Below are 18,678 nucleotides of genomic sequence, written 5' to 3' on the forward strand. Positions count from 1 at the left end.
ATCTTCCTCATCCCCAACTGGCGTCATGCCGGACTTGATCCGGCATCCATTTGGCGCTTCCTATGCGATCATGTCGAACCAGCCATGCGTCTATATTCTTGCCAGTGGTCGTCATGGCACATTGTATATCGGCGTAACGGGTCATTTGGTCGAGCGGGTCCACCAACATCGCACCGGCGTAGTCGAAGGTTTCACTAGCCGTCATAGGGTTCATCGCCTGGTCTGGTTCGAGCATCAGCCGGACTTTCCTACAGCCATTGCATTTGAGAAGAAGCTCAAGAAGTGGCGGCGCGACTGGAAAGTTGCGCTGATCGAGAAAGACAATCCCTTCTGGGAGGATCGGGCTATCACGCTCGGTTTTCCGCCGCTGGAACGAAGCTAGGGTGAATGGATGCCGGATCAAGTCCGGCATGACGGCAGGTGGGGAGCGGATCGTGTGATCCGTTCCCCATTCCATCACCCCATCGTCGGGATGACGAAGGCGCTGTCGGCGGAGGCGCCGCCGTCGGGCCAGCGTTGGGTGACGGTCTTGACCTTCGTCCAGAATTTCACGCCTTCCATGCCGTGCTGGTTCGTGTCGCCAAAGGCCGAGCGCTTCCAGCCGCCAAAGGTGTGATAGGCGACGGGGACCGGGATCGGCACGTTGATACCGACCATGCCGACATCGACGCGGGCGGCGAATTCGCGGGCGGCGTGGCCGTTGCGGGTGAAGAGGGCGACGCCATTGCCGTACTGGTGCTTGCTGGGCAGCGAGACCGCTTCCTCGAAAGTCTCGGCGCGAACCATTTGCAGCACGGGGCCGAAAATCTCTTCCTTGTACGCGCTCATGTCGGTGGTGACATGATCGAACAAAGTGGGGCCGACGAAGAAGCCGTCTTCATGACCCTGAAGCTTGAAGCCGCGACCGTCGATGACCAGTTCCGCGCCTTCATCGACGCCGGTCTGGATCCAGTTTTCGATCTTCTGCTTGTGCGCGGCGGTGACGACCGGGCCATAATGGGCTTCGGCGTCGGTGGAGACGCCGACGCGCAGCGCCTCAATCGCCGGGATCAGCTTTTCGCGCAGCGCAATGGCGGTCTTTTCGCCGACGGGGACGACGACGGGGAGCGCCATGCAGCGTTCGCCAGCCGAGCCGAAGGCCGCGCCGGAGAGGTCGTTGACGACCTGGTCGAGATCGGCGTCGGGCATGACGATGCCATGGTTCTTCGCGCCGCCCATTGCCTGGACGCGCTTTCCGGCGGCGACACCGCGATTATAAACATAATGGGCGATGTCGGAGGAGCCGACGAAGCTGACGCCCTTGATATCCGGGTGGTCGAGAATGGCGTCGACCATTTCCTTGTCACCCTGAACGACCTGCAAAATGCCTTCGGGAAGGCCGGCTTCCAGGAAGAGTTCGGCCAGACGGACGGGGACCGAGGGATCGCGTTCGGAGGGCTTCAGGATGAAGGCGTTGCCGGTGGCGATGGCGACGCCCGACATCCAGAGCGGGATCATGCCGGGGAAGTTGAAGGGCGTGATGCCCGCGCCGATGCCGATCGGCTGGCGGAAGCTATAGACGTCGATGCCTGGCCCCGCGCCTTGGGTGAATTCGCCCTTCAAGACATGGGGGATGCCGCAGCAAAATTCGATGACTTCCAGACCGCGCTGAATGTCGCCCTTGGAGTCTGCGATCACCTTGCCATGTTCGGAGCTGAGCAGATGCGCCAACTCGTTCATATTGGCTTCGACCAGCGATTTGAAATTGAACATGACGCGGGCGCGGCGCTGCGGGTTGGTGGCGGCCCAGCCGGGCTGCGCCTTCTTGGCGGCCGTGACGGCGAGGTCGAGCAGGGCAGCGTCGCCCAGCGCGACGCGGGCCTGCACCCCGCCATTATTGGGATCGAACACGTCGCTGTAGCGCGTGGGCGCTGCGTCGTGGACGAAGGCGAGCTTGTGCGAAATCTCACGCATGGGGAGGCATCCTCTCGGTTGATTGCCGCCTTCTAGGCTGCTTGCGTTATTGCAAGCAATGGCGAAGTCTTGCATAGGCAGGCTGCAAATTTGCAGGCGGTGGCGGCGATGTTCGACTGGGACGATCTGAGGGTATTTCTGGCGGTGGCGCGGGCGCGCAAGGTGGCCCCGGCGGCGCGGGCGCTGGGGATCGATGCGACCACCATTGCCCGGCGGCTGGCGCGGCTGGAAAAGGCGCTGGACGCCGAATTGTTCGAGCTGGGTGCGGGGGAGCGGACGCTGACGGCGCGGGGGCAGGAATTGCTGGGCCATGCCGAGGCTGCGGAAAGCGCTGCGCTGGCGGCGATCGAGGATGCGCAGGGGCACGAACATCGGCTGGCCGGGCAGGTGCGGCTGTCAGTGGCGGAGGGGTTTGGCACCTGGGTGCTGGCGCCGGGCATGGGCGATTTCAACCGGCGGCATCCGGGCATAAGGCTGGACCTGATCACGGCGTCGGGCTTCCTCAACCCGTCCAAGCGAGAAGCCGACATGGCGGTGATGCTGGCGCGGCCGCAGCGCGGGCGGTTGATGGTGCGGCGGCTGGGGGATTATCGGCTGCATCTTTATGCGTCGCCGGAGTATCTGGCGCGGGCGGGGCGCCCGGAGCGGGCGGCGCAGCTCAAGGATCATACGTTGATCGGCTATGTTCCCGAATTCATCTTCTCGCCCGAACTGGATTATCTGGACGAGGTGGAGGCGGGGCTGGAGGCGACGTTGCGGTCGACCAGCATCATCATGCAGCAGCGGATGATCGCGGAAGGGGCAGGAATAGGCGTGTTGCCGGACTTTATCGGGCGGCGTGATCCAGGGCTGGTGCCGTTGATGCCCGATCAGGTGGAGATCATCCGCAGCTTCTGGCTGGTCATGCATGGCGACTTGCGCAAGCTGGCGCGGATCGCGGCGGTGGCGCAATGGCTGCAAGAGAGAATAGAAACGCTAAAGCCAATCGACGGCACGCCTCCGGCTCGTTAAGGGAGTCGGGATGGATAGAGAGCGGTCGCATTTCGCCTATGCAGCATAAGCCCAAGCGGAGCCGGGCAATCGCTTTGCCACGCGGGGAATTTCGCGCCCGTGCCACCGAATATCTCGATTTTCTGGCGGCCTGGGTGCAAAAGCCGCGCCAGACCGCATCGGTCGTGCCGAGCAGCCGCTATCTTGCGCGGCTGATGGTGGCGCAGATCGACCCGACCGATGGCCGCGTGCTGGAACTGGGCGGGGGCACCGGCGTGTTTACCCGCGCGATATTGGGCACTGGCCTGCCGCCCGAAAAGCTAGAGGTGGTGGAGATCAACCCCGCTTTCGCGCGCGGGCTGCGGCGGCATTTCCCGCATGTGTCGGTACTGGAAACCCCGGCGCAGATCGTGTCGACGGCGGCGGCGGGCGAACCGGGCAGCTATCAGACGGTGGTCAGCGGGCTGCCGCTGCTGGCGATGGACCGGCATGTCCATCTGGACATATTATCTGAATCCTTCCGCATGTTGGCGCCGGGCGGGAGTTTCGTGCAATTCACTTATTCGATGCGCCCGCCAGTTAGCCGCGAGGTGATCGACGCACTGGACCTGGATGTCGTTCGGGTTGGACAGACGGTGCGCAATTTCCCGCCTGCTACGGTGTTCCGCTTCACGCGGCGGGGCGAATAGGGCGCGGGCAATAGGTTGCGTTTGGCAATCTGCCTCCTATCTTTGCCGCAACGCAAAAGGGGCAGAGCCATCCATGGCATCCATTATCGAAATCGAAGGCCTGACCAAACGCTATGCGTCGGGGTTCGAGGCGCTCAAGGGCGTCGACCTGACCATCGAGGAAGGCGAGATTTTTGCACTGCTGGGGCCGAACGGCGCAGGCAAGACGACGATGATCTCCATCATCTGCGGCATTGCGCGGGCGACCGGCGGCAGCGTGAAGGTGGCCGGGCATGACATCGTGCGCGATTATCGCGGTGCGCGCGACGCCATCGGGCTGGTGCCGCAGGAATTGTCGACCGACCAGTTTGAGCGGGTGATCGATACGGTGACGTTCAGCCGGGGACTGTTCGGCAAGCCGCGCAATCCCGAGCATATCGAGAAAGTGCTGCGCGACCTGTCGCTATGGGACAAGCGTAACGCCAAGATATTGGAACTGTCGGGCGGGATGAAGCGCCGAGTGATGATCGCCAAGGCGCTGAGCCATGAACCGCGCGTGCTGTTTCTGGACGAGCCGACGGCGGGCGTCGACGTGGAGTTGCGCCGCGACATGTGGAAGCTGATCGGCGAGTTGCGGCAAACCGGCGTCACCATCATCCTGACCACCCATTATATCGAGGAGGCCGAGGAAATGGCCGACCGGGTGGGGGTGATCAACCGGGGCGAGCTGATGCTGGTCGAGGACAAGACTGCGTTGATGAAAAAGCTGGGCAAGAAAACGCTAACCGTGGTGCTGGCCGAGCGTCTCGCTGCGGTGCCGGCGGAACTGGCGGAATGGGACGTGACGCTGAAGGGCGATGGCCAGGAGATTGAATATATATTCGATACCCAGGCGGAGCGGACGGGCGTGTCGTCGCTGCTGCGGCGGCTGGGTGACCTTGGCATCGGCTACAAGGATCTGAACACGGCGCAGAGCAGCCTGGAGGATATTTTCGTGAGCCTGGTCCATCAGGAGAAGGCGGCATGAGTGTGGTCAACCTGCGCGCGATCGCGTCCATCTACAGGTTCGAGCTGCATCGTTTCCGCCGCACCTTGCTGACCGGGCTGATGGTGCCGGTGATCACGACGACGCTGTATTTCGTGGTTTTCGGCGGGGCGATCGGGTCGCGGATGACGGAGGTGGACGGCATTCCTTACGCCGCCTTCATCGTGCCGGGCCTGATCATGATGGCGATGTTCACCGAAAGCATTTTCAACGCCAGTTTCGGCATTTACATGCCCAAATTCACCGGCACCATCTATGAATTGCTGTCCGCGCCCGTCTCCGCGACCGAGACGATCATCGCTTATGTCGGCGCGGCGGCGACCAAGTCGCTGATCATCGGCACGATCATATTCCTGACCGCGCACCTGTTCGTCGATGTGCCGGTGGCGCATCCATTCGCGATGGCGGGATTCATGATCCTGATCGCCATCAGTTTCTGCCTTTTCGGTTTCATCTTGGGCATTTGGGCGCAAAGTTTCGAGCAGTTGCAGGTGATCCCGATGCTGCTGATCATGCCGATGACGTTTCTGGGCGGCGCCTTCTATTCGGTGCAGATGCTGGGGGAACCGTGGCGCACGATCACCCTGTTCAACCCGATCGTCTATCTGATTTCCGGCTTCCGCTGGACCTTCTTCGGCAAGGGAGATGTGGCCATCGAGTTCAGCCTGATCTTCGTTGCGGGGATGCTGACCGTGTGCCTGGGGATTATCGGCTGGATGTTCAGGACGGGCTATCGGCTGAAGAAGTGAGGCGTTGCAACGACCCCGTCCGTTCGTTTCGAGCGAAGTCGAGAAACGTTGCGCGCAGGTTTCTCGACTTCGCTCGAAACGAACGGAGGTTTTGAGTAGGCTTCCGCCTATCAGGCGGCGGCGCTCTCCGGTGCGACGGCGAACAGGGTGACGTTCCGATATTTGTCGTCATTCTGGTCGTAGAGGCCGTGCATCGCCTCGAACGGCTGGTCCAATACATTGAGGTCGGACAGGCCCACCAGCTTGAAGGTGCCGAGCTTCAGTTCGCGCGGCGGCTTGCCGTCGCGGTCCACGGTCACGGCGTCGATGAACAACTCATCATGGCGCGTGTAGAGGATGTGCGGGGCCAGGGTGACGACCATCTTGTTATAGGTCACCATCAGGCACTTCTGGAGCGCGATCGCTTCAAAAATCTCGGTCGGGGCTTGCATAATGATCAACATCTGACCGATTTGGGCGATTCGATCAATTGCTTTGTGCGCTGCACCATTTCCGGGCGGCGCAATCCTTTCACCCGCGGACCAGCCCCAGTCGTTCGCGCAAGGACCAGCGGGTGACCAGCAGCACGGCCACCGATCCCAGACCTGCGGCCAGGCCCAGCCAGATGCCCAGCCCTGCCATCCGCAGCGGAAAGGCGAGGATGGTGCCGACGCCAATGCCCACGACCCAATAGCCGATCATCGCGAAGATCATCGGCACCCTGGTGTCCTGCACCCCGCGCAAGACGCCTGCGCCGACAGCCTGCGCGGCATCGACCAGCTGGAATAAGGCCGCGACGGCGAGGAAGCTGACAGCGAGCTGGACAGTGCGCGCGTTGGCCGGATTGTTGAGATCGAGGAATGCGGAAACTAGCGTGCGCGGTACGAGAATGAGTGCAAGGGCGGCGCAGCAGGCAAAGCCTGTGCCGATGATGAGGGCCAGCCAGCCTGCGCGCCCGACGCCAGCCCGATCGTGGCGGCCATAGGCCAGGCCCACGCGGATGGTGGCGGCCTGGCCGATGCCCATGGGGACCATGAACACCAAGGCGGCGATCTGGATCGCCACAGCATGGGCGGCGAGCGAATCGCGGTCGATGAGGCCCATCAACAGGGCCGAGGCATTGAACACGGTGGTTTCAAAGCCCAGCGTGATGGCGATGGGCAGGCCCAGCGCCCAGACCTGCCGGTGGCGTTCGCGATCGCGCGTCCAGAAACGGCCTACCAGCGCGTAACGGCGGAAACGGCGGTCGATCAGGATGACGGTGAGCAGCCCGAAGAAGAGGAAGCAGGAGGAGACGGTGCTGGCCAGCCCCGCGCCGAACAGGCCGAGCGGGGGGAAGCCCAGATGGCCGAAGATGAGCGCCCAGCCCGCCAGGACATTGAACGGGATAGCCGCGAGCATGATGAGCAAGCCCCATACCGGGCGTTCCAGCGCGGCGATGAAGGTGCGCAGCGTCGTGAAGCCGAGGAAGGGGAGCAAAGCCCATTGCAGGCCGCGCATCAACCGGCCCGCGCCATGGGCGAGATCCACGTCCTGGCCCATCGCCAGCAGGATGGCCTCGCTCTGCCACAGGATCGCCCAGGCGGGGATGACGAACAGCGTGGCGGCGCGCAGCGTCTGGTGAACGGTGCGGCGGACGTCTCGCACAGAATGGCGGCGGCGGCCCCGCTCGCCGGCGATCAGGGGTGAGGCGGCGGTGACCAGCCCCATGCCGAACAGGAGCAGCGCATGGAACAGGTTGATGCCCAGCGCACCCGCCGCGACCGATTCCGCCCCCAGTCGGCCAAGCAGCAGCAGGTCGGTCGCGGCGATCGCCGACCAGGCGATATTGCCCGCGATCATCGGCAGCGCCAGGGCGACGAGGGCGGTGGCTTCGATGCGCCAGGGGGAGGGGCCGGGGTGGGTCACGTTGCTAGTCTCGAAACTCTAGCCGTTCACCCTGAGCCTGTCGAAGGGGCGTCCTTCCTCAGAAGAAGGACAAGGCTTCGACAGGCTCAGCCCGAACGGATTTTTAGAAAGCTTGCCGGGGCATATGGCTCAATGCTTTTTGAACAGATGCAGGGCGGCGACGATGATGCCGCCCACGACCAGCCCGACGATTGCGCCGCCGATGGCGTTGACGGTCCAGTCAATGAGCGGGCCGATGGCGGGCAGGGCGCTGGCGGCGGCCTGTGCGGCGTGGTGGATCGTGCCGGGGATCGCGTCCCAGTGGAATTCGTGCAGGCCATGGACGATCAAGCCGCCGCCGACCCACAGCATCGCCGCTGTGCCGACGACCGCCAAAACGCTCATGATGACGGGCATCGCCTTCACCATGCCGCGCCCGACGACGCGGGTAGCGGTGGAGGTGCCTTTGGCCAGATGCAGGCCGATATCGTCCATCTTCACGATGAAGCCGACGACGCCATAGACGCCTGCGGTGATCAGGAAGGCGACGGCCACCAGGATGATCGCCTGTTCCCAGATCGGTTCGGCCGCGACGGTGCCGAGCGAAATCGCCATGATCTCGCCCGACAGGATGAAGTCGGTGCGGATCGCGCTCGATACTTTCTGATTTTCCAGATCGGCCGAGCTGTGGGTTTTCAGCGCCTCTTGCGCGACATCATGGCCGCCCTGGATCGCTTCGAGCAGTTTTTCCGCCGCCTCGTAACACAGGAATGCGCCGCCGAGCATGAGGAGCGGGGGCAGCAGCCAGGGCGCGAGCGCGCTGATCAGCAACGCGGCGGGTAGCAGGAACAGCAGCTTGTTGCGCAGCGATCCCTTGGCGATTTTCCAGATGATCGGCAGTTCGCGGTCGGGGGTCAGGCCCATGACATAGCGCGGGGTGACGGCGGCATCGTCGATCACCACGCCCGCCGCCTTCGTTCCCGCCTTGCCAGCGGCGGCGGCAACATCGTCCAGCGAAGTCGCGGTCAGTTTAACAATGCCCGCCACATCATCGAGCAGCGCGATCAAACCCGAAGGCATAGAATGAGATTCCCCAGTTTAAGGTGGGCCATCGGCCGCCCGTCTTGCCGCCTCAATAGGGGGCGTGCGGGGCTGGGGCAAGGAAGGGTGTGTATTCTGAAATCGTTCCTTACAGGGCAAAGCTATCGCACACGACGTTCTGTTATATCTCCAACGTCATGCTGAACTTGTTTCAGCATCGATCATGCCCCAAAAGCCGCTGTTCGTGACGAGAAATGGACCCTGAAACAAGTTCAGGGTGACGATGATCGACGGGGCAGTTTCATATGCATAGCCCTGCCATCAAAGGGAGGATTTAGCCCCCGCTCAATAATTGCCCGGCGGGTCGCTGGCGGGGAAGGATTCGTCGGATTGTTCGTCGACCATGTCCCAATCCTTTGCCGCCACCCCCTCCTGAGGTCCGGCGTCGCGGACGATGCCGGACGAGCCGACCGGCCCGCGATCGTCAAGGGGCTGGGCGGTGCCCATCCAGTCGCGCCATCCCTTGACCGCGAACGCGCCGAGGCCGGTGACGATGGCGAGTTTGATCAACCCCTTCATGGCGATGTCTCCTGTGGCGCTTGCAGATGGACCCAGTCGGCGCGGTTGTTGCCGACGGCGTCGGGGGACAGGCGGATTTCGCCCTCCTCGTCGGCTCCGGCGGGCGGCTGATCGTCGGCGGCAGGAGGCGTCACCGTCCAGCGTTCGCGCAGCGCGGCGTCGATCATCGCTTCCCACACGCCTGGGTCCCCTGCGGCCAGCATCGCGCTGTCGGGTTGCTTCAGGATCGCCAGGATGCTGGCGGCATCCTCGACGCGGGCGGGCCAGTCGTCGGGGGTGGCGGCGAGGTGTCGGGCGAGGCGTTCGATTAGGGGGCGGTGTTCCATCACGGGCAAACGCGCCTCACCGGCCCGCGTTCCGCGTTATCATCACGCCACCGTATCTATTCACCGATCCCCTCCAGCGCGGTGAAGCGTTGCGACCAGAGCGCGCCATAGATCGCCATCCACTGCACCACCGGGGCCAGCCCCTTGGCCCGCGCGCTATACCATGTTTCGCGGCCGGTGCGGCGGGCGGTCACGAGCGCGGCGCGCTTGAGCTTGGCCATGTGGCGCGACACCATGGGTTGCGATACGCCGGAAATGGCGGTCAGGGCATGGACGCTCTGTTCGCCTTCGCGCACCAGATATTCGAGCAGGGCGCGGCGGGTGCCGTCGGACAGCGCCTTGAACTGAGCGTCGATCGTGGCGGGGGCATTGGTGCTGCTGGTCATCGCCGTGAAATAACCATATGGTTATGATATGGTCAAGCCAGCGGCCGCTTTTGCCCGTCCTTTTCCCGTTAACCAAAAAAAGTCTGGCGGGCGATGGGCTGAGTCTTTTGCGTCACACTGGCCGATATTGAGTCCGGCGAGTCGGCAACGACTCAACATATAGTGGCTACCCCCTTCGTTCCGCCCCATGTTAACCATTTTAAGAAAGGTTAACGCTAAGCTGCTGATCTTGACGGGAGTCTGCCAAGGACTCATCGCTGGGCCTCAGATCGAACGGGGGTTGCATTATGGGTGTCATGGAACGGGTCGCGCCGCGGCGGAAGAAGGCGGTTGCGCTCGCACCAGTCACGATCGAGGCGGATCGCCTGCTGCGCGGCGATTGCATCGCCGAAATGGCCAAGCTGCCCGATGGCTGTATCGACATGATCTTTGCCGATCCACCCTATAATCTGCAACTGGGCGGCGACCTGTTCCGGCCCGAAGGCGGGCGGGTGGATGCGGTCGATAATGACTGGGACAAGTTCGACACGCTGGGCGCCTATGACCGTTTCACCAAGGCGTGGCTGGCGCAGGCACGTCGCATATTGAAGCCCAACGGCACCATCTGGGTCATCGGCAGCTATCACAACATCTTCCGCGTCGGCACCGCGTTGCAGGATGAGGGCTTCTGGATCCTCAATGACATCATCTGGCGCAAGGCCAACCCGATGCCCAATTTCAAGGGCACGCGCTTTACCAATGCGCATGAGACGCTGATCTGGGCCAGCCAGGGCGAGGACGCCAAATATACGTTCAATTACAAGGCGATGAAAACGCTGAACGATGAATTGCAGATGCGGTCCGACTGGGTGCTGCCGATCTGTGGCGGGCAGGAGCGGTTGAAGCGCAACGGGACCAAGGCGCATCCGACGCAGAAGCCGGAGTCCCTGCTCTATCGGGTGATGCTGTCCTGCACCAAGCCGGGCGATGTGGTGCTCGATCCTTTTTTCGGCACCGGCACCACGGGCGCTGTGGCCAAGCGGCTGGGGCGCAAATGGATCGGCATCGAGCGCGAGGACGCTTATATCGAGGTGGCGCTGGAACGGATCGACGCGGCATTGCCGCTCGATGAATCCTCGCTCACCATCATGCAGACCGCGCGGCAACAGCCCAAGGTGGCGTTCGGCACGCTGGTCGAAACCGGCTATATCGCACCCGGCACGAAGCTGAGCGACGTCAAACGCCGCTGGAGCGCGGAGGTGCGGGCCGACGGATCGCTGAGCGTGGGGAGTGACACCGGGTCGATCCACAAGATGGGCGCGACCTTGCAGGGCGCGCCGAGCTGCAATGGCTGGACCTTCTGGCATGTCGAGATTGACGGCAAGTTGCAGCCGATCGACACGCTGCGCCAGACCTATTTGCTGGCGAACGAGCCTTAAAACTCCCCATCCGTTCGCCCTGAGTAGCTCCTGAGCTTGTCGAAGGGGCGTATCGAAGGGTAGAGCGCAATGCTTCGATACGGGGCTTCGACTTCGCTCAGCCCCTACTCAGCACGAACGGTTGTGGGGTATAGATCATCATGCTGTCCTGTCTTTCTTCGATCCCCGCCGACGCCCGTTTGTATCTTCGCCCGGTCTGGTTCGTGCCGTCGCCTTTCGGCCTGCCTGATGGCGCAGCGGCGCGGATGGGGAATGGGTTGTTGTGGTTTCAGGGCTATGAACTGACCGCGCTGCGCGGGCGCGACAGGGTGGCGCGGGTGACGGTTCCGGTGGCGGAATTTGACGCGGTGGTGGCAGGCCTGCCCGAACCGCTGGCGCACCGGGCGGGGATGCTCGCCGCCAACATCTCGGCGCAGCGCGCGCCGCTGCTGTTGGGGGAGCGGACGATCCGCTTCGACGGGCCGCAGGTGATGGCGATCCTGAACATCACGCCCGACAGCTTCTCCGACGGCGGCAAGCATGTCGGCGATCCGCAGGCGGCGGCGGATGCGGGCTTTGCGATGGCGGCGGCGGGGGCAGCGCTGGTCGATGTGGGGGGTGAGTCCACCCGGCCGCGCGCGGAGAAATTATGGGAGGGCGATGAGATTGCCCGTGTCGTGCCGGTGATCGAGCGGCTGGCGGCGGCGGGTGTGCCGGTGTCGATCGACACGCGCAAGGCGGCGGTGATGGAGGCGGCGCTGGGCGCGGGTGCCAAGATCGTCAATGATGTGAGCGCCCTCCAGCATGATCCGCGCGCGATGGAAGTGGTCGCGGCGGCGGGCTGCCCCGTCATCCTGATGCATGCGCCGTCGGCGGGCGATGACCCGCACGACAATCCGGGCGGCTATGGCGATGTGGTCGCCGATGTGTTCGACCATCTGGAGGCGCGGGTCGCGGCAGCACAGGCCGCCGGTATCGCGCGTGAGAAGATCATGGTCGATCCGGGGCTGGGTTTCGGCAAGGGTCTGGCCGACAATCTGGCGCTGGTGAACCGGCTTGCGACCTTTCAGGGGCTAGGCGTAGCTGTGCTGTTTGCGGGCAGTCGCAAGCGGCTGATCGGCGCGCTGTCGAACGAAGCGCCAGCGTCAGACCGGCTGGGCGGATCGATCGCGCTGGCTTTCCGCGCGGCGGAGCAGGGCGCGCAGATGGTGCGGGTGCATGACGTGCGCGAAAGCGTGCAGGCGCTGCATCTGTGGCGCGGGCTGGCCGATGCGGGGTTGAGCGCGGTTTAAGCTAACTGGGTCCGTTCGTTTCGAGCCCTTCGACTGCCCGCCTGCGGCAGGCGCTCAGGATAAACTACGTCGAGAAACGCTGACACAGCGCCTGCCGTTTCTCGACTGCGCTCGAAACGAACGGATGTGGGCTTTATGGTGCGACTGGCTTGGCCGCCGCGCTGTTGCCCGCTTCCGCTGGAGTTGCCGCCGCCTCGCCCTTGGGCGCGAAGATGCGCAGGCTGGCGAGGGTTTTTTCGACGATGGGCTGATATTGTTCGCTCAGCATTTCAGGATAGACGAAGGTGGCGGTCACGATCGATCCGTCGGGCTGTTTGAGCAGACGCACCGCGACATTATTGCCCTCGCCGTCATTGGCGGTGCCGCGATATTCATTCTCGCCGATATAATCGCCATCGACCCCTTCGGCCCCGCTGCTGACCCCTTCGACGATCTGCTGGAGGGTTTCGTCATTGTCATTCTTTTGCCAGAATACGCGCACGTCCGCGCCTGCGCCCTTATCTTCATAGATGGCGCCGTCGGGGGTGCTGCCTTGCGCATTCTTCATCCAGCCTTCGGGGAAGCTGACTGAAAAACCGCGTTCCAGATTGACGTAGTTGCGCGGTTCGGCGTCCTCGGCGGCCTGTTGCGTGGCCAGCGCGCTGGCAGCAGCGGCATTGGCAGCGGCGGCCAGTTCCTCCTGGCTGGGCATGTCGGCCACCGGTTCGGTGCGACCGCAGGCGGCAAGGAGCAGGACGGGCAGGCAGGCGATGAGGGCGACGTTTTTCATGCGCCGATCCAAAGCATAGCCGGGGGGAGAATACAACGGTCGAGCGACGGGGGGCCGTTTCAGGCCGCGCTGTCGATACCCAGTTCGGCGAGTTTGCGGTAGAGGGTGGATCGACCGATGCCCAGTCGGCGGGCCACTTCGGTCATGCGGCCGCGATAATGGCCGATGGCGAGGCGGATGACGTCGGCTTCGATCTCGGCAAGCTGGCGGACATGGCCGTCGCCTTCGAACAGGGTGATACCTGCGCCGTCCCGGTGTGGCTGGCTGGCGGCGCGCGGGCGGATGGCGAGGCGGTCGATCGGGTCGCCCGCGCGGATCTGCGCCGCGATCTGCGGGAAATCCTGCGGCGTCAGCGCGTCGCCATCGCACAGCACGGCTGCGCGGAAGAGGGCGTTTTGCAGCTGGCGGACATTGCCCGGCCAGCCGTGCTGCATCAGCAGTGCCAGCGCATCATCGGTCAGGCCCAGGCCACGCAGGCCGGGCTGGGTGGCGATCCGCGCGAGCAAATGGCGGCAGAGCGCGGGAATATCGCCCATCCGTTCGCGCAGGGGCGGGATGGTAAGTTGGACGACGTTGAGGCGGTAATAGAGATCCTCGCGGAAGCGGCCGGCCTCTATTTCCTCGATCAGCCTCTTGTTGGTGGCGGCGATGACGCGGACATCGACATGGATCGGGCGGCGCGCGCCGATCGGTTGTATTTCGCCATCCTGCAAAACGCGCAGCAATTTGACCTGCGCATCGAGCGGCATTTCGCTGACTTCGTCCAGGAAGATGGTGCCAGTGTCGGCACTGGCGAATTTGCCGACATGGCGGTCGAACGCGCCGGTGAAGGCGCCGCGTTCATGGCCGAACAGTTCGGATTCGACCAGATTGGCGGGGATCGCGCCGCAATTGACCGTGACCATCGCCTGCTTGTGCCGGGGGGAAGCGGCATGGATGGCGCGGGCGATCACATCCTTGCCGACCCCGCTTTCGCCTTCGATCAGCACGGGCACGCGGGCGCGGGCGGCCTTGGCGGCGATGGCCAGCGCGGCGCGGAATTGCGGGGCGGAGCCGACCACATCCTCGAAGGACAAGGGGGCGGTGATCTTTTCGGTGAGCGGGCGCAGTTCGCCATGGGCGGCACCCTCGCTGATCGTAGCGTTAAGAGCGGCGAGCAGCCGTTCGGGCGCAATCGGCTTGGATAGATAATCGGTCGCGCCAGCGCGCATCGCCTCTACGGCAACCGCGACATTATTGTGCGCGGTGAGAATCAGGATGGGCAGTGCAGGGCGACGTTCGCGAATCTCGCGGATCAGGCCAGCAGGTTCATAATCGGGACTCCACTGGTCCAGAATGATTGCATCAAGCTGCATCCCGTCCTGCGTGCCAAGCGTCGCAATGGCGGTTTCACCGTCGCCCGCGAAGATCGTCCGCCACCCGGCGCGCGCCGCCAGCGCCGAAACCAGCCGCCTTTGCGCCGGTTCGTCGTCGATCAGCATCAGCATCGGTATGCCGTCGCGCGCCATTTATACCCCTCAATAGCTACAGGCGACCTATGGTAAGGGCAGGGGGTAAAGGCGGGCTTAACCGCGAAAGATTTTCTTGTGGCGCTACGGGTTGAGGGGGGGGGCGCGACAAGATAAGAGGTTCGCCGCAACCGCCACAGAAGGGGACCGGACATGGCGTCAGACGGAAATATCAAAAGTGCGACCGAAACCTATGCCGGTTTCATTGGCGTGATGAAGTGGGGCACGATCGCGTCGATCGCGGTGGCCGCCCTCGTGGTGCTGCTGATCTCCGGATAAACCGGGACGCACAAACAGGAGGGGATGCCATAATAATGAAGATTGCAGTTTTGAAGGAGCAGGCCGCGGGTGAAGCCCGTGTTGCCGCTACGCCGGAGACGGTGAAGAAATTTATCGGCCTGGGGGCGCAGGTCGCCGTCGAAAGCGGGGCCGGACTGACGGCGTCGGTCGCTGACGCTGATTATGCCGCCGCCGGGGCCAGTGTGGCCGATCGCGCTGCGACGGTTGCTGGCGCGGACATCGTCCTGGCCGTGCAGGGCCCCGACGTTGCCAGTGTAGCTGGTGCCAATCCGGGTGCTTGGATCGTGGCGGGCCTCAATCCGTTCGGGGAACGGGCGCGGGTGGATGCCTATGCGGCGGCGGGCTATGAAGCGCTGGCGATGGAATTCATGCCGCGTATCACCCGTGCGCAGTCGATGGATATCCTCTCGTCCCAGTCGAACCTGTCGGGCTATAAGGCGGTGCTGGATGCCGCCAGCGAATATGGCAAGGCCTTCCCGATGATGATGACGGCGGCTGGCACGGTTTCGGCCGCGCGCGCCTTCATCATGGGCGTGGGTGTTGCCGGTCTCCAGGCGATCGCCACCGCACGCCGTCTGGGCGCGCAGGTCAGCGCGACCGACGTGCGCGCCGCGACCAAGGAGCAGATCGAATCGCTGGGTGCCAAGGCGATCTTCGTCGAGAAGGTCGCAGGCATCGAGGGTGAAGGCTCTGGCGGCTATGCGACCGAAATGTCGGACGAATATAAGGCGGCGCAGGCTGAACTCATATCGTCGCACATCGCCAAGCAGGACATCGTCATCACCACCGCGCTCATTCCGGGACGCCCCGCGCCGCGCCTGATCACCGATGCGCAGATTGCGTCGATGAAGCCGGGCAGCGTGATCGTCGATCTGGCGGTCGAGCAGGGCGGCAATGTCGAGGGCGCAGTGGCGGGCGAAGTGGTCGTGCGCCACGGCGTCAAGATTGTCGGCCATCGCAACGTGCCATCGCGGCTGGCGACGGACGCCTCCGCCCTGTTCTCGCGCAACCTGTTCAATTTCCTGTCCGCCTTCTGGGACAAGGACAAGGGCGCGCCGGTGCTGGACGAGGAAATCGGCAACGCCATCCGCCTGACGCAGGGCGGCAAGGTCGTGAACGAGCGGCTGCTCGGATAGGGGAATCGCCTGTTCGCGCGGCGCGCGTCCAGGCCAACGTCCCGCAGCCAAATCGGGACGAACGGGGAGTAGGATGATGGACTTTATTTCCATCCTGTCGGTTTTCGTGCTGGCATGTTTTGTCGGCTATTATGTCGTGTGGTCGGTAACGCCCGCGCTTCACACGCCGTTAATGGCGGTTACCAACGCCATTTCGTCGGTCATCATCGTCGGCGCGCTGGTCGCGTCGGCGGAAGCGGGGAGCGCTGCGGCCAAATATCTGGGCTTGCTGGCGGTCGTCTTTGCATCGGTCAACATCTTCGGCGGCTTTGCGGTCACCGAGCGGATGCTGGCGATGTACAAGAAGAAGGAGCGCAAGTGATGCATGAGATCGCACAGATCCCATGGGGCGTGAGCCTCGCTTATCTGGCCGCGGGCGTCCTGTTCATCCTGGCGCTGCGCGGGCTTTCCAGCCCGGCGACCAGCCGTCGCGGCAACCGTATGGGCATGATCGGCATGGCGATCGCCGTGGGGACCACGCTTTACACCCATGATGTGGTGAGCCTGCCCGAAATCATCGGTGCTATCGTGATCGGCGGTGGCATCGGCTTCATCATCGCACGGCGGATCGCGATGACCGACATGCCGCAGCTGGTGGCGGCGTTCCACAGCCTTGTCGGCATGGCCGCGGTGCTGGTGGGTGCGGCAGCCTATCTCAATCCGGGCGCGTTCGGGATTCTCGATGCCGCGACCGGCGAAATCCACAATGCCAGCCGCATCGAAATGGGGCTGGGCGTGGCGATCGGCGCGATCACCTTCTCCGGCTCGATCATCGCCTTCCTGAAACTCAACGGCAATATGTCGGGCAAGCCGATCATGCTGCCGGGGCGCCACCTGATCAACCTGGGCACGCTGGCCGCGATCCTGGGGCTGATCGGCTATTTCGTGACCGATCAAAGCCCGTGGGTATTCTGGACCGTGACGGCGCTGAGCTTCATCATCGGTTTCCTGCTGATCATTCCGATCGGAGGGGCGGACATGCCGGTCGTGGTGTCGATGCTCAACAGCTATTCGGGCTGGGCCGCCGCGGCGATGGGTTTCACGCTGGGCAACAGCGCTATGATCATCACCGGCGCGCTGGTGGGTTCGTCGGGCGCGATCCTGAGCTACATCATGTGCAAGGCGATGAACCGCAGCTTCATCAGCGTGATCGCGGGCGGCTTTGGTGCCGATGCAGGACCGGCGGGGGCAGGTGGGCCGGTGATCGACCGCGCCTACAAGCGCGGGTCGGCGGAAGATGCGGCGTTCCTGATGAAGCAGGCCGACAGCGTCATCATCGTGCCGGGTTACGGCATGGCGGTGAGCCAGGCGCAGCACGCGCTGCGCGAGATGGGCGACCTGCTCAAGGCCGAGGGCGTGAAGGTCAAATATGCGATCCACCCCGTGGCGGGCCGTATGCCGGGCCATATGAACGTGCTGCTGGCCGAAGCGAACGTGTCCTATGACGAGGTGTTTGAGCTGGAGGATATCAACAGCGAGTTCAGCCAGGCCGACGTTGCTTTCGTCATCGGCGCGAACGACGTGACCAACCCGGCGGCCAAGACCGACAAATCGTCGCCCATTTACGGGATGCCGATTCTGGACGTGGCCAATGCCAAGTCGGTGCTGTTCGTGAAGCGCTCCATGGGCGGGGCTGGCTATGCTGGCGTCGACAATGAAGTGTTCTATATGGACAACACCATGATGCTGCTGGCGGACGCCAAGAAGATGGTCGAGGAAATCGTCAAAGGGCTGGCGCACTAAGCGCTTGCCCCTTGACGGCCAAATCCCTTAGGCCGTTCGTCCCCCGCCTTCGCGGGGGCAGGGTCTGAGTAGCCATTGAGCGAAGTCGAAATGGCGTATCGAAGGATTATGCGCTGTGCATGATGCTTCGATACGAGCCTTCGACAAGCTCAGTCTCTACTCAGCACGAACGGATGAGGTGATTTCACATTATGCACAAACTTGGTCTGATCGGCGGTCTTAGCTGGACGTCCACCGCCCGCTATTATGAGATCATCAACCAGGCGGTGCATCGCGCGCGCGGCGGGCAGCATAGCGCGCCGCTGCTGATCGAGAGCCTGGATTTTGCTACTGTTGCGGCCTGCACCACCGACGAGGAGTGGGACAGCGCGGCAGGCGTGCTGATCGAGGCTGCGCGGCGGCTGGAGACGGCGGGCGCGGGGGCGCTGCTGATCTGCGCCAATTCGATGCACCGCGTCTATGACCGGGTGCAGGGCGCGGTGAACGTCCCCATCCTCCATATCGCCGAGCGGGTCGGCAAGAAGATGCAGGCCGACGGCGTGGAGAAAGCCGCATTGATCGGTACGCGCAACGTCATGACCGAAAAATTCTATCGCCAGCGGCTGGTGGCCCATGGCGTGTCTTTGCTGCCTGCCGACATGGAACTGGCCGACCGGATCGACCGCATCGTCTATGACGAACTGACCGTCGGCAAGATCAGCCGTGAATCCGAACGCTATATGAAATCGGAAATGACCGACATCGCCAAGCAGGATGTGCAGGCGGTGGTGCTGGCCTGCACCGAGCTGGAACTGATCGTCGATGTGAAGGCCAATGTGCTGCCGATTTACGACTGCACATCGATCCATGCGAAGGCCGGGGTCGATTTCATTCTGGGATAAGCAAAAGACA

21 protein-coding genes are annotated in these 18,678 nt (G+C 63.5%); 12 read left to right on the forward strand and 9 right to left on the reverse strand.

The features are described 5' to 3' along the window. Positions 1-70: 70 nt before the first annotated feature. Positions 71-382 carry a GIY-YIG nuclease family protein gene (locus KRZ98_RS05880; RefSeq protein ID WP_217672739.1) on the forward strand — a complete coding sequence of 104 codons (312 nt, stop codon included), beginning with the start codon at positions 71-73 and terminating at the stop codon, positions 380-382. Between the two features lie 74 nt (positions 383-456). On the opposite strand, the gene KRZ98_RS05885 is transcribed toward KRZ98_RS05880, so the two are convergent. Then, positions 457-1,953, reverse strand: a complete 1,497-nt coding sequence (locus KRZ98_RS05885) for a CoA-acylating methylmalonate-semialdehyde dehydrogenase (protein WP_217672740.1) — start codon at positions 1,951-1,953, stop codon at positions 457-459. 108 nt (positions 1,954-2,061) lie between these two features. On the opposite strand from KRZ98_RS05885, the gene KRZ98_RS05890 reads away from it, so the two are divergent. The 4 genes from KRZ98_RS05890 (at position 2,062) to KRZ98_RS05905 (ending at position 5,405) form a co-directional block, all read left to right on the forward strand. Next, positions 2,062-2,964 carry a LysR family transcriptional regulator gene (locus KRZ98_RS05890; RefSeq protein WP_217672846.1) on the forward strand — a complete coding sequence of 301 codons (903 nt, stop codon included), beginning with the start codon at positions 2,062-2,064 and terminating at the stop codon, positions 2,962-2,964. 38 nt (positions 2,965-3,002) lie between these two features. Next, entirely contained in the window at positions 3,003-3,632 is a 630-nt protein-coding gene (locus tag KRZ98_RS05895) for a class I SAM-dependent methyltransferase (RefSeq protein ID WP_217672741.1), read from the forward strand. Positions 3,633-3,705: 73 nt separating this feature from the next. Beyond that, positions 3,706-4,638, forward strand: coding sequence for an ABC transporter ATP-binding protein (locus KRZ98_RS05900; protein ID WP_217672742.1), 933 nt, complete (start codon positions 3,706-3,708; stop codon positions 4,636-4,638). After that, positions 4,635-5,405, forward strand: coding sequence for an ABC transporter permease (locus KRZ98_RS05905; protein WP_217672743.1), 771 nt, complete (start codon positions 4,635-4,637; stop codon positions 5,403-5,405). Before KRZ98_RS05900 ends, KRZ98_RS05905 begins: the two co-directional genes overlap by 4 nt. Positions 5,406-5,515: 110 nt before the next feature. Here KRZ98_RS05905 and KRZ98_RS05910 read toward each other — a convergent pair whose 3' ends face one another. From KRZ98_RS05910 to KRZ98_RS05935, 6 genes are all read right to left on the reverse strand, one after another. After that, positions 5,516-5,836 carry a hypothetical protein gene (locus KRZ98_RS05910; RefSeq protein ID WP_217672847.1) on the reverse strand — a complete coding sequence of 107 codons (321 nt, stop codon included), beginning with the start codon at positions 5,834-5,836 and terminating at the stop codon, positions 5,516-5,518. Positions 5,837-5,915: 79 nt separating this feature from the next. Continuing rightward, the gene (locus KRZ98_RS05915; RefSeq protein ID WP_217672848.1) at positions 5,916-7,226 is read right to left on the reverse strand and encodes an MATE family efflux transporter; all 1,311 of its coding nucleotides are present in this window, start codon (positions 7,224-7,226) and stop codon (positions 5,916-5,918) included. A 195-nt stretch (positions 7,227-7,421) separates the two neighbouring features. Then, on the reverse strand, positions 7,422-8,351 hold the full coding sequence (locus tag KRZ98_RS05920; RefSeq protein ID WP_217672744.1) for a DUF808 domain-containing protein: 930 nt from the start codon (positions 8,349-8,351) through the stop codon (positions 7,422-7,424). 306 nt (positions 8,352-8,657) lie between these two features. Further along, the gene (locus tag KRZ98_RS05925) at positions 8,658-8,891 is read right to left on the reverse strand and encodes a hypothetical protein (RefSeq protein WP_217672745.1); all 234 of its coding nucleotides are present in this window, start codon (positions 8,889-8,891) and stop codon (positions 8,658-8,660) included. Then, entirely contained in the window at positions 8,888-9,217 is a 330-nt protein-coding gene (locus KRZ98_RS05930) for a hypothetical protein (protein WP_217672746.1), read from the reverse strand. The genes KRZ98_RS05925 and KRZ98_RS05930 overlap by 4 nt, the downstream gene beginning before the upstream one ends. A 56-nt stretch (positions 9,218-9,273) precedes the next feature. Continuing rightward, the gene (locus tag KRZ98_RS05935) at positions 9,274-9,603 is read right to left on the reverse strand and encodes a helix-turn-helix transcriptional regulator (RefSeq protein WP_217672747.1); all 330 of its coding nucleotides are present in this window, start codon (positions 9,601-9,603) and stop codon (positions 9,274-9,276) included. 287 nt (positions 9,604-9,890) lie between these two features. On the opposite strand from KRZ98_RS05935, the gene KRZ98_RS05940 reads away from it, so the two are divergent. Together KRZ98_RS05940 and folP are read left to right on the forward strand one after the other, a co-directional pair. After that, positions 9,891-11,021, forward strand: a complete 1,131-nt coding sequence (locus KRZ98_RS05940) for a site-specific DNA-methyltransferase (protein WP_217672748.1) — start codon at positions 9,891-9,893, stop codon at positions 11,019-11,021. A 140-nt stretch (positions 11,022-11,161) separates the two neighbouring features. Then, the gene (gene folP, locus KRZ98_RS05945) at positions 11,162-12,292 is read left to right on the forward strand and encodes a dihydropteroate synthase (protein ID WP_217672749.1); all 1,131 of its coding nucleotides are present in this window, start codon (positions 11,162-11,164) and stop codon (positions 12,290-12,292) included. Between the two features lie 133 nt (positions 12,293-12,425). Here folP and KRZ98_RS05950 read toward each other — a convergent pair whose 3' ends face one another. Both KRZ98_RS05950 and KRZ98_RS05955 read right to left on the reverse strand, forming a co-directional pair. After that, positions 12,426-13,061, reverse strand: coding sequence for a hypothetical protein (locus KRZ98_RS05950; RefSeq protein ID WP_217672750.1), 636 nt, complete (start codon positions 13,059-13,061; stop codon positions 12,426-12,428). A 59-nt stretch (positions 13,062-13,120) separates the two neighbouring features. Continuing rightward, on the reverse strand, positions 13,121-14,569 hold the full coding sequence (locus KRZ98_RS05955) for a sigma-54 dependent transcriptional regulator (RefSeq protein ID WP_217672751.1): 1,449 nt from the start codon (positions 14,567-14,569) through the stop codon (positions 13,121-13,123). A gap of 153 nt (positions 14,570-14,722) precedes the next feature. On the opposite strand from KRZ98_RS05955, the gene KRZ98_RS05960 reads away from it, so the two are divergent. The 5 genes from KRZ98_RS05960 (at position 14,723) to KRZ98_RS05980 (ending at position 18,668) form a co-directional block, all read left to right on the forward strand. Then, positions 14,723-14,848, forward strand: a complete 126-nt coding sequence (locus KRZ98_RS05960; RefSeq protein ID WP_119744163.1) for an aa3-type cytochrome c oxidase subunit IV — start codon at positions 14,723-14,725, stop codon at positions 14,846-14,848. A 35-nt stretch (positions 14,849-14,883) separates the two neighbouring features. After that, entirely contained in the window at positions 14,884-16,005 is a 1,122-nt protein-coding gene (locus tag KRZ98_RS05965) for an NAD(P) transhydrogenase subunit alpha (protein ID WP_217672752.1), read from the forward strand. 76 nt (positions 16,006-16,081) lie between these two features. Further along, complete coding sequence (locus KRZ98_RS05970; protein WP_006950157.1) at positions 16,082-16,366, forward strand: proton-translocating transhydrogenase family protein; 285 nt, start codon at positions 16,082-16,084, stop codon at positions 16,364-16,366. Next, complete coding sequence (locus tag KRZ98_RS05975; protein WP_217672753.1) at positions 16,366-17,787, forward strand: NAD(P)(+) transhydrogenase (Re/Si-specific) subunit beta; 1,422 nt, start codon at positions 16,366-16,368, stop codon at positions 17,785-17,787. The genes KRZ98_RS05970 and KRZ98_RS05975 overlap by 1 nt, the downstream gene beginning before the upstream one ends. Before the next feature lie 191 nt (positions 17,788-17,978). After that, positions 17,979-18,668, forward strand: a complete 690-nt coding sequence (locus KRZ98_RS05980; protein WP_217672754.1) for an aspartate/glutamate racemase family protein — start codon at positions 17,979-17,981, stop codon at positions 18,666-18,668. Positions 18,669-18,678 lie beyond the last annotated feature (10 nt).

The sequence above is a fragment of the Sphingobium sp. AS12 genome (assembly GCF_019097845.1).
Classification (GTDB): Bacteria; Pseudomonadota; Alphaproteobacteria; order Sphingomonadales; family Sphingomonadaceae; genus Sphingobium.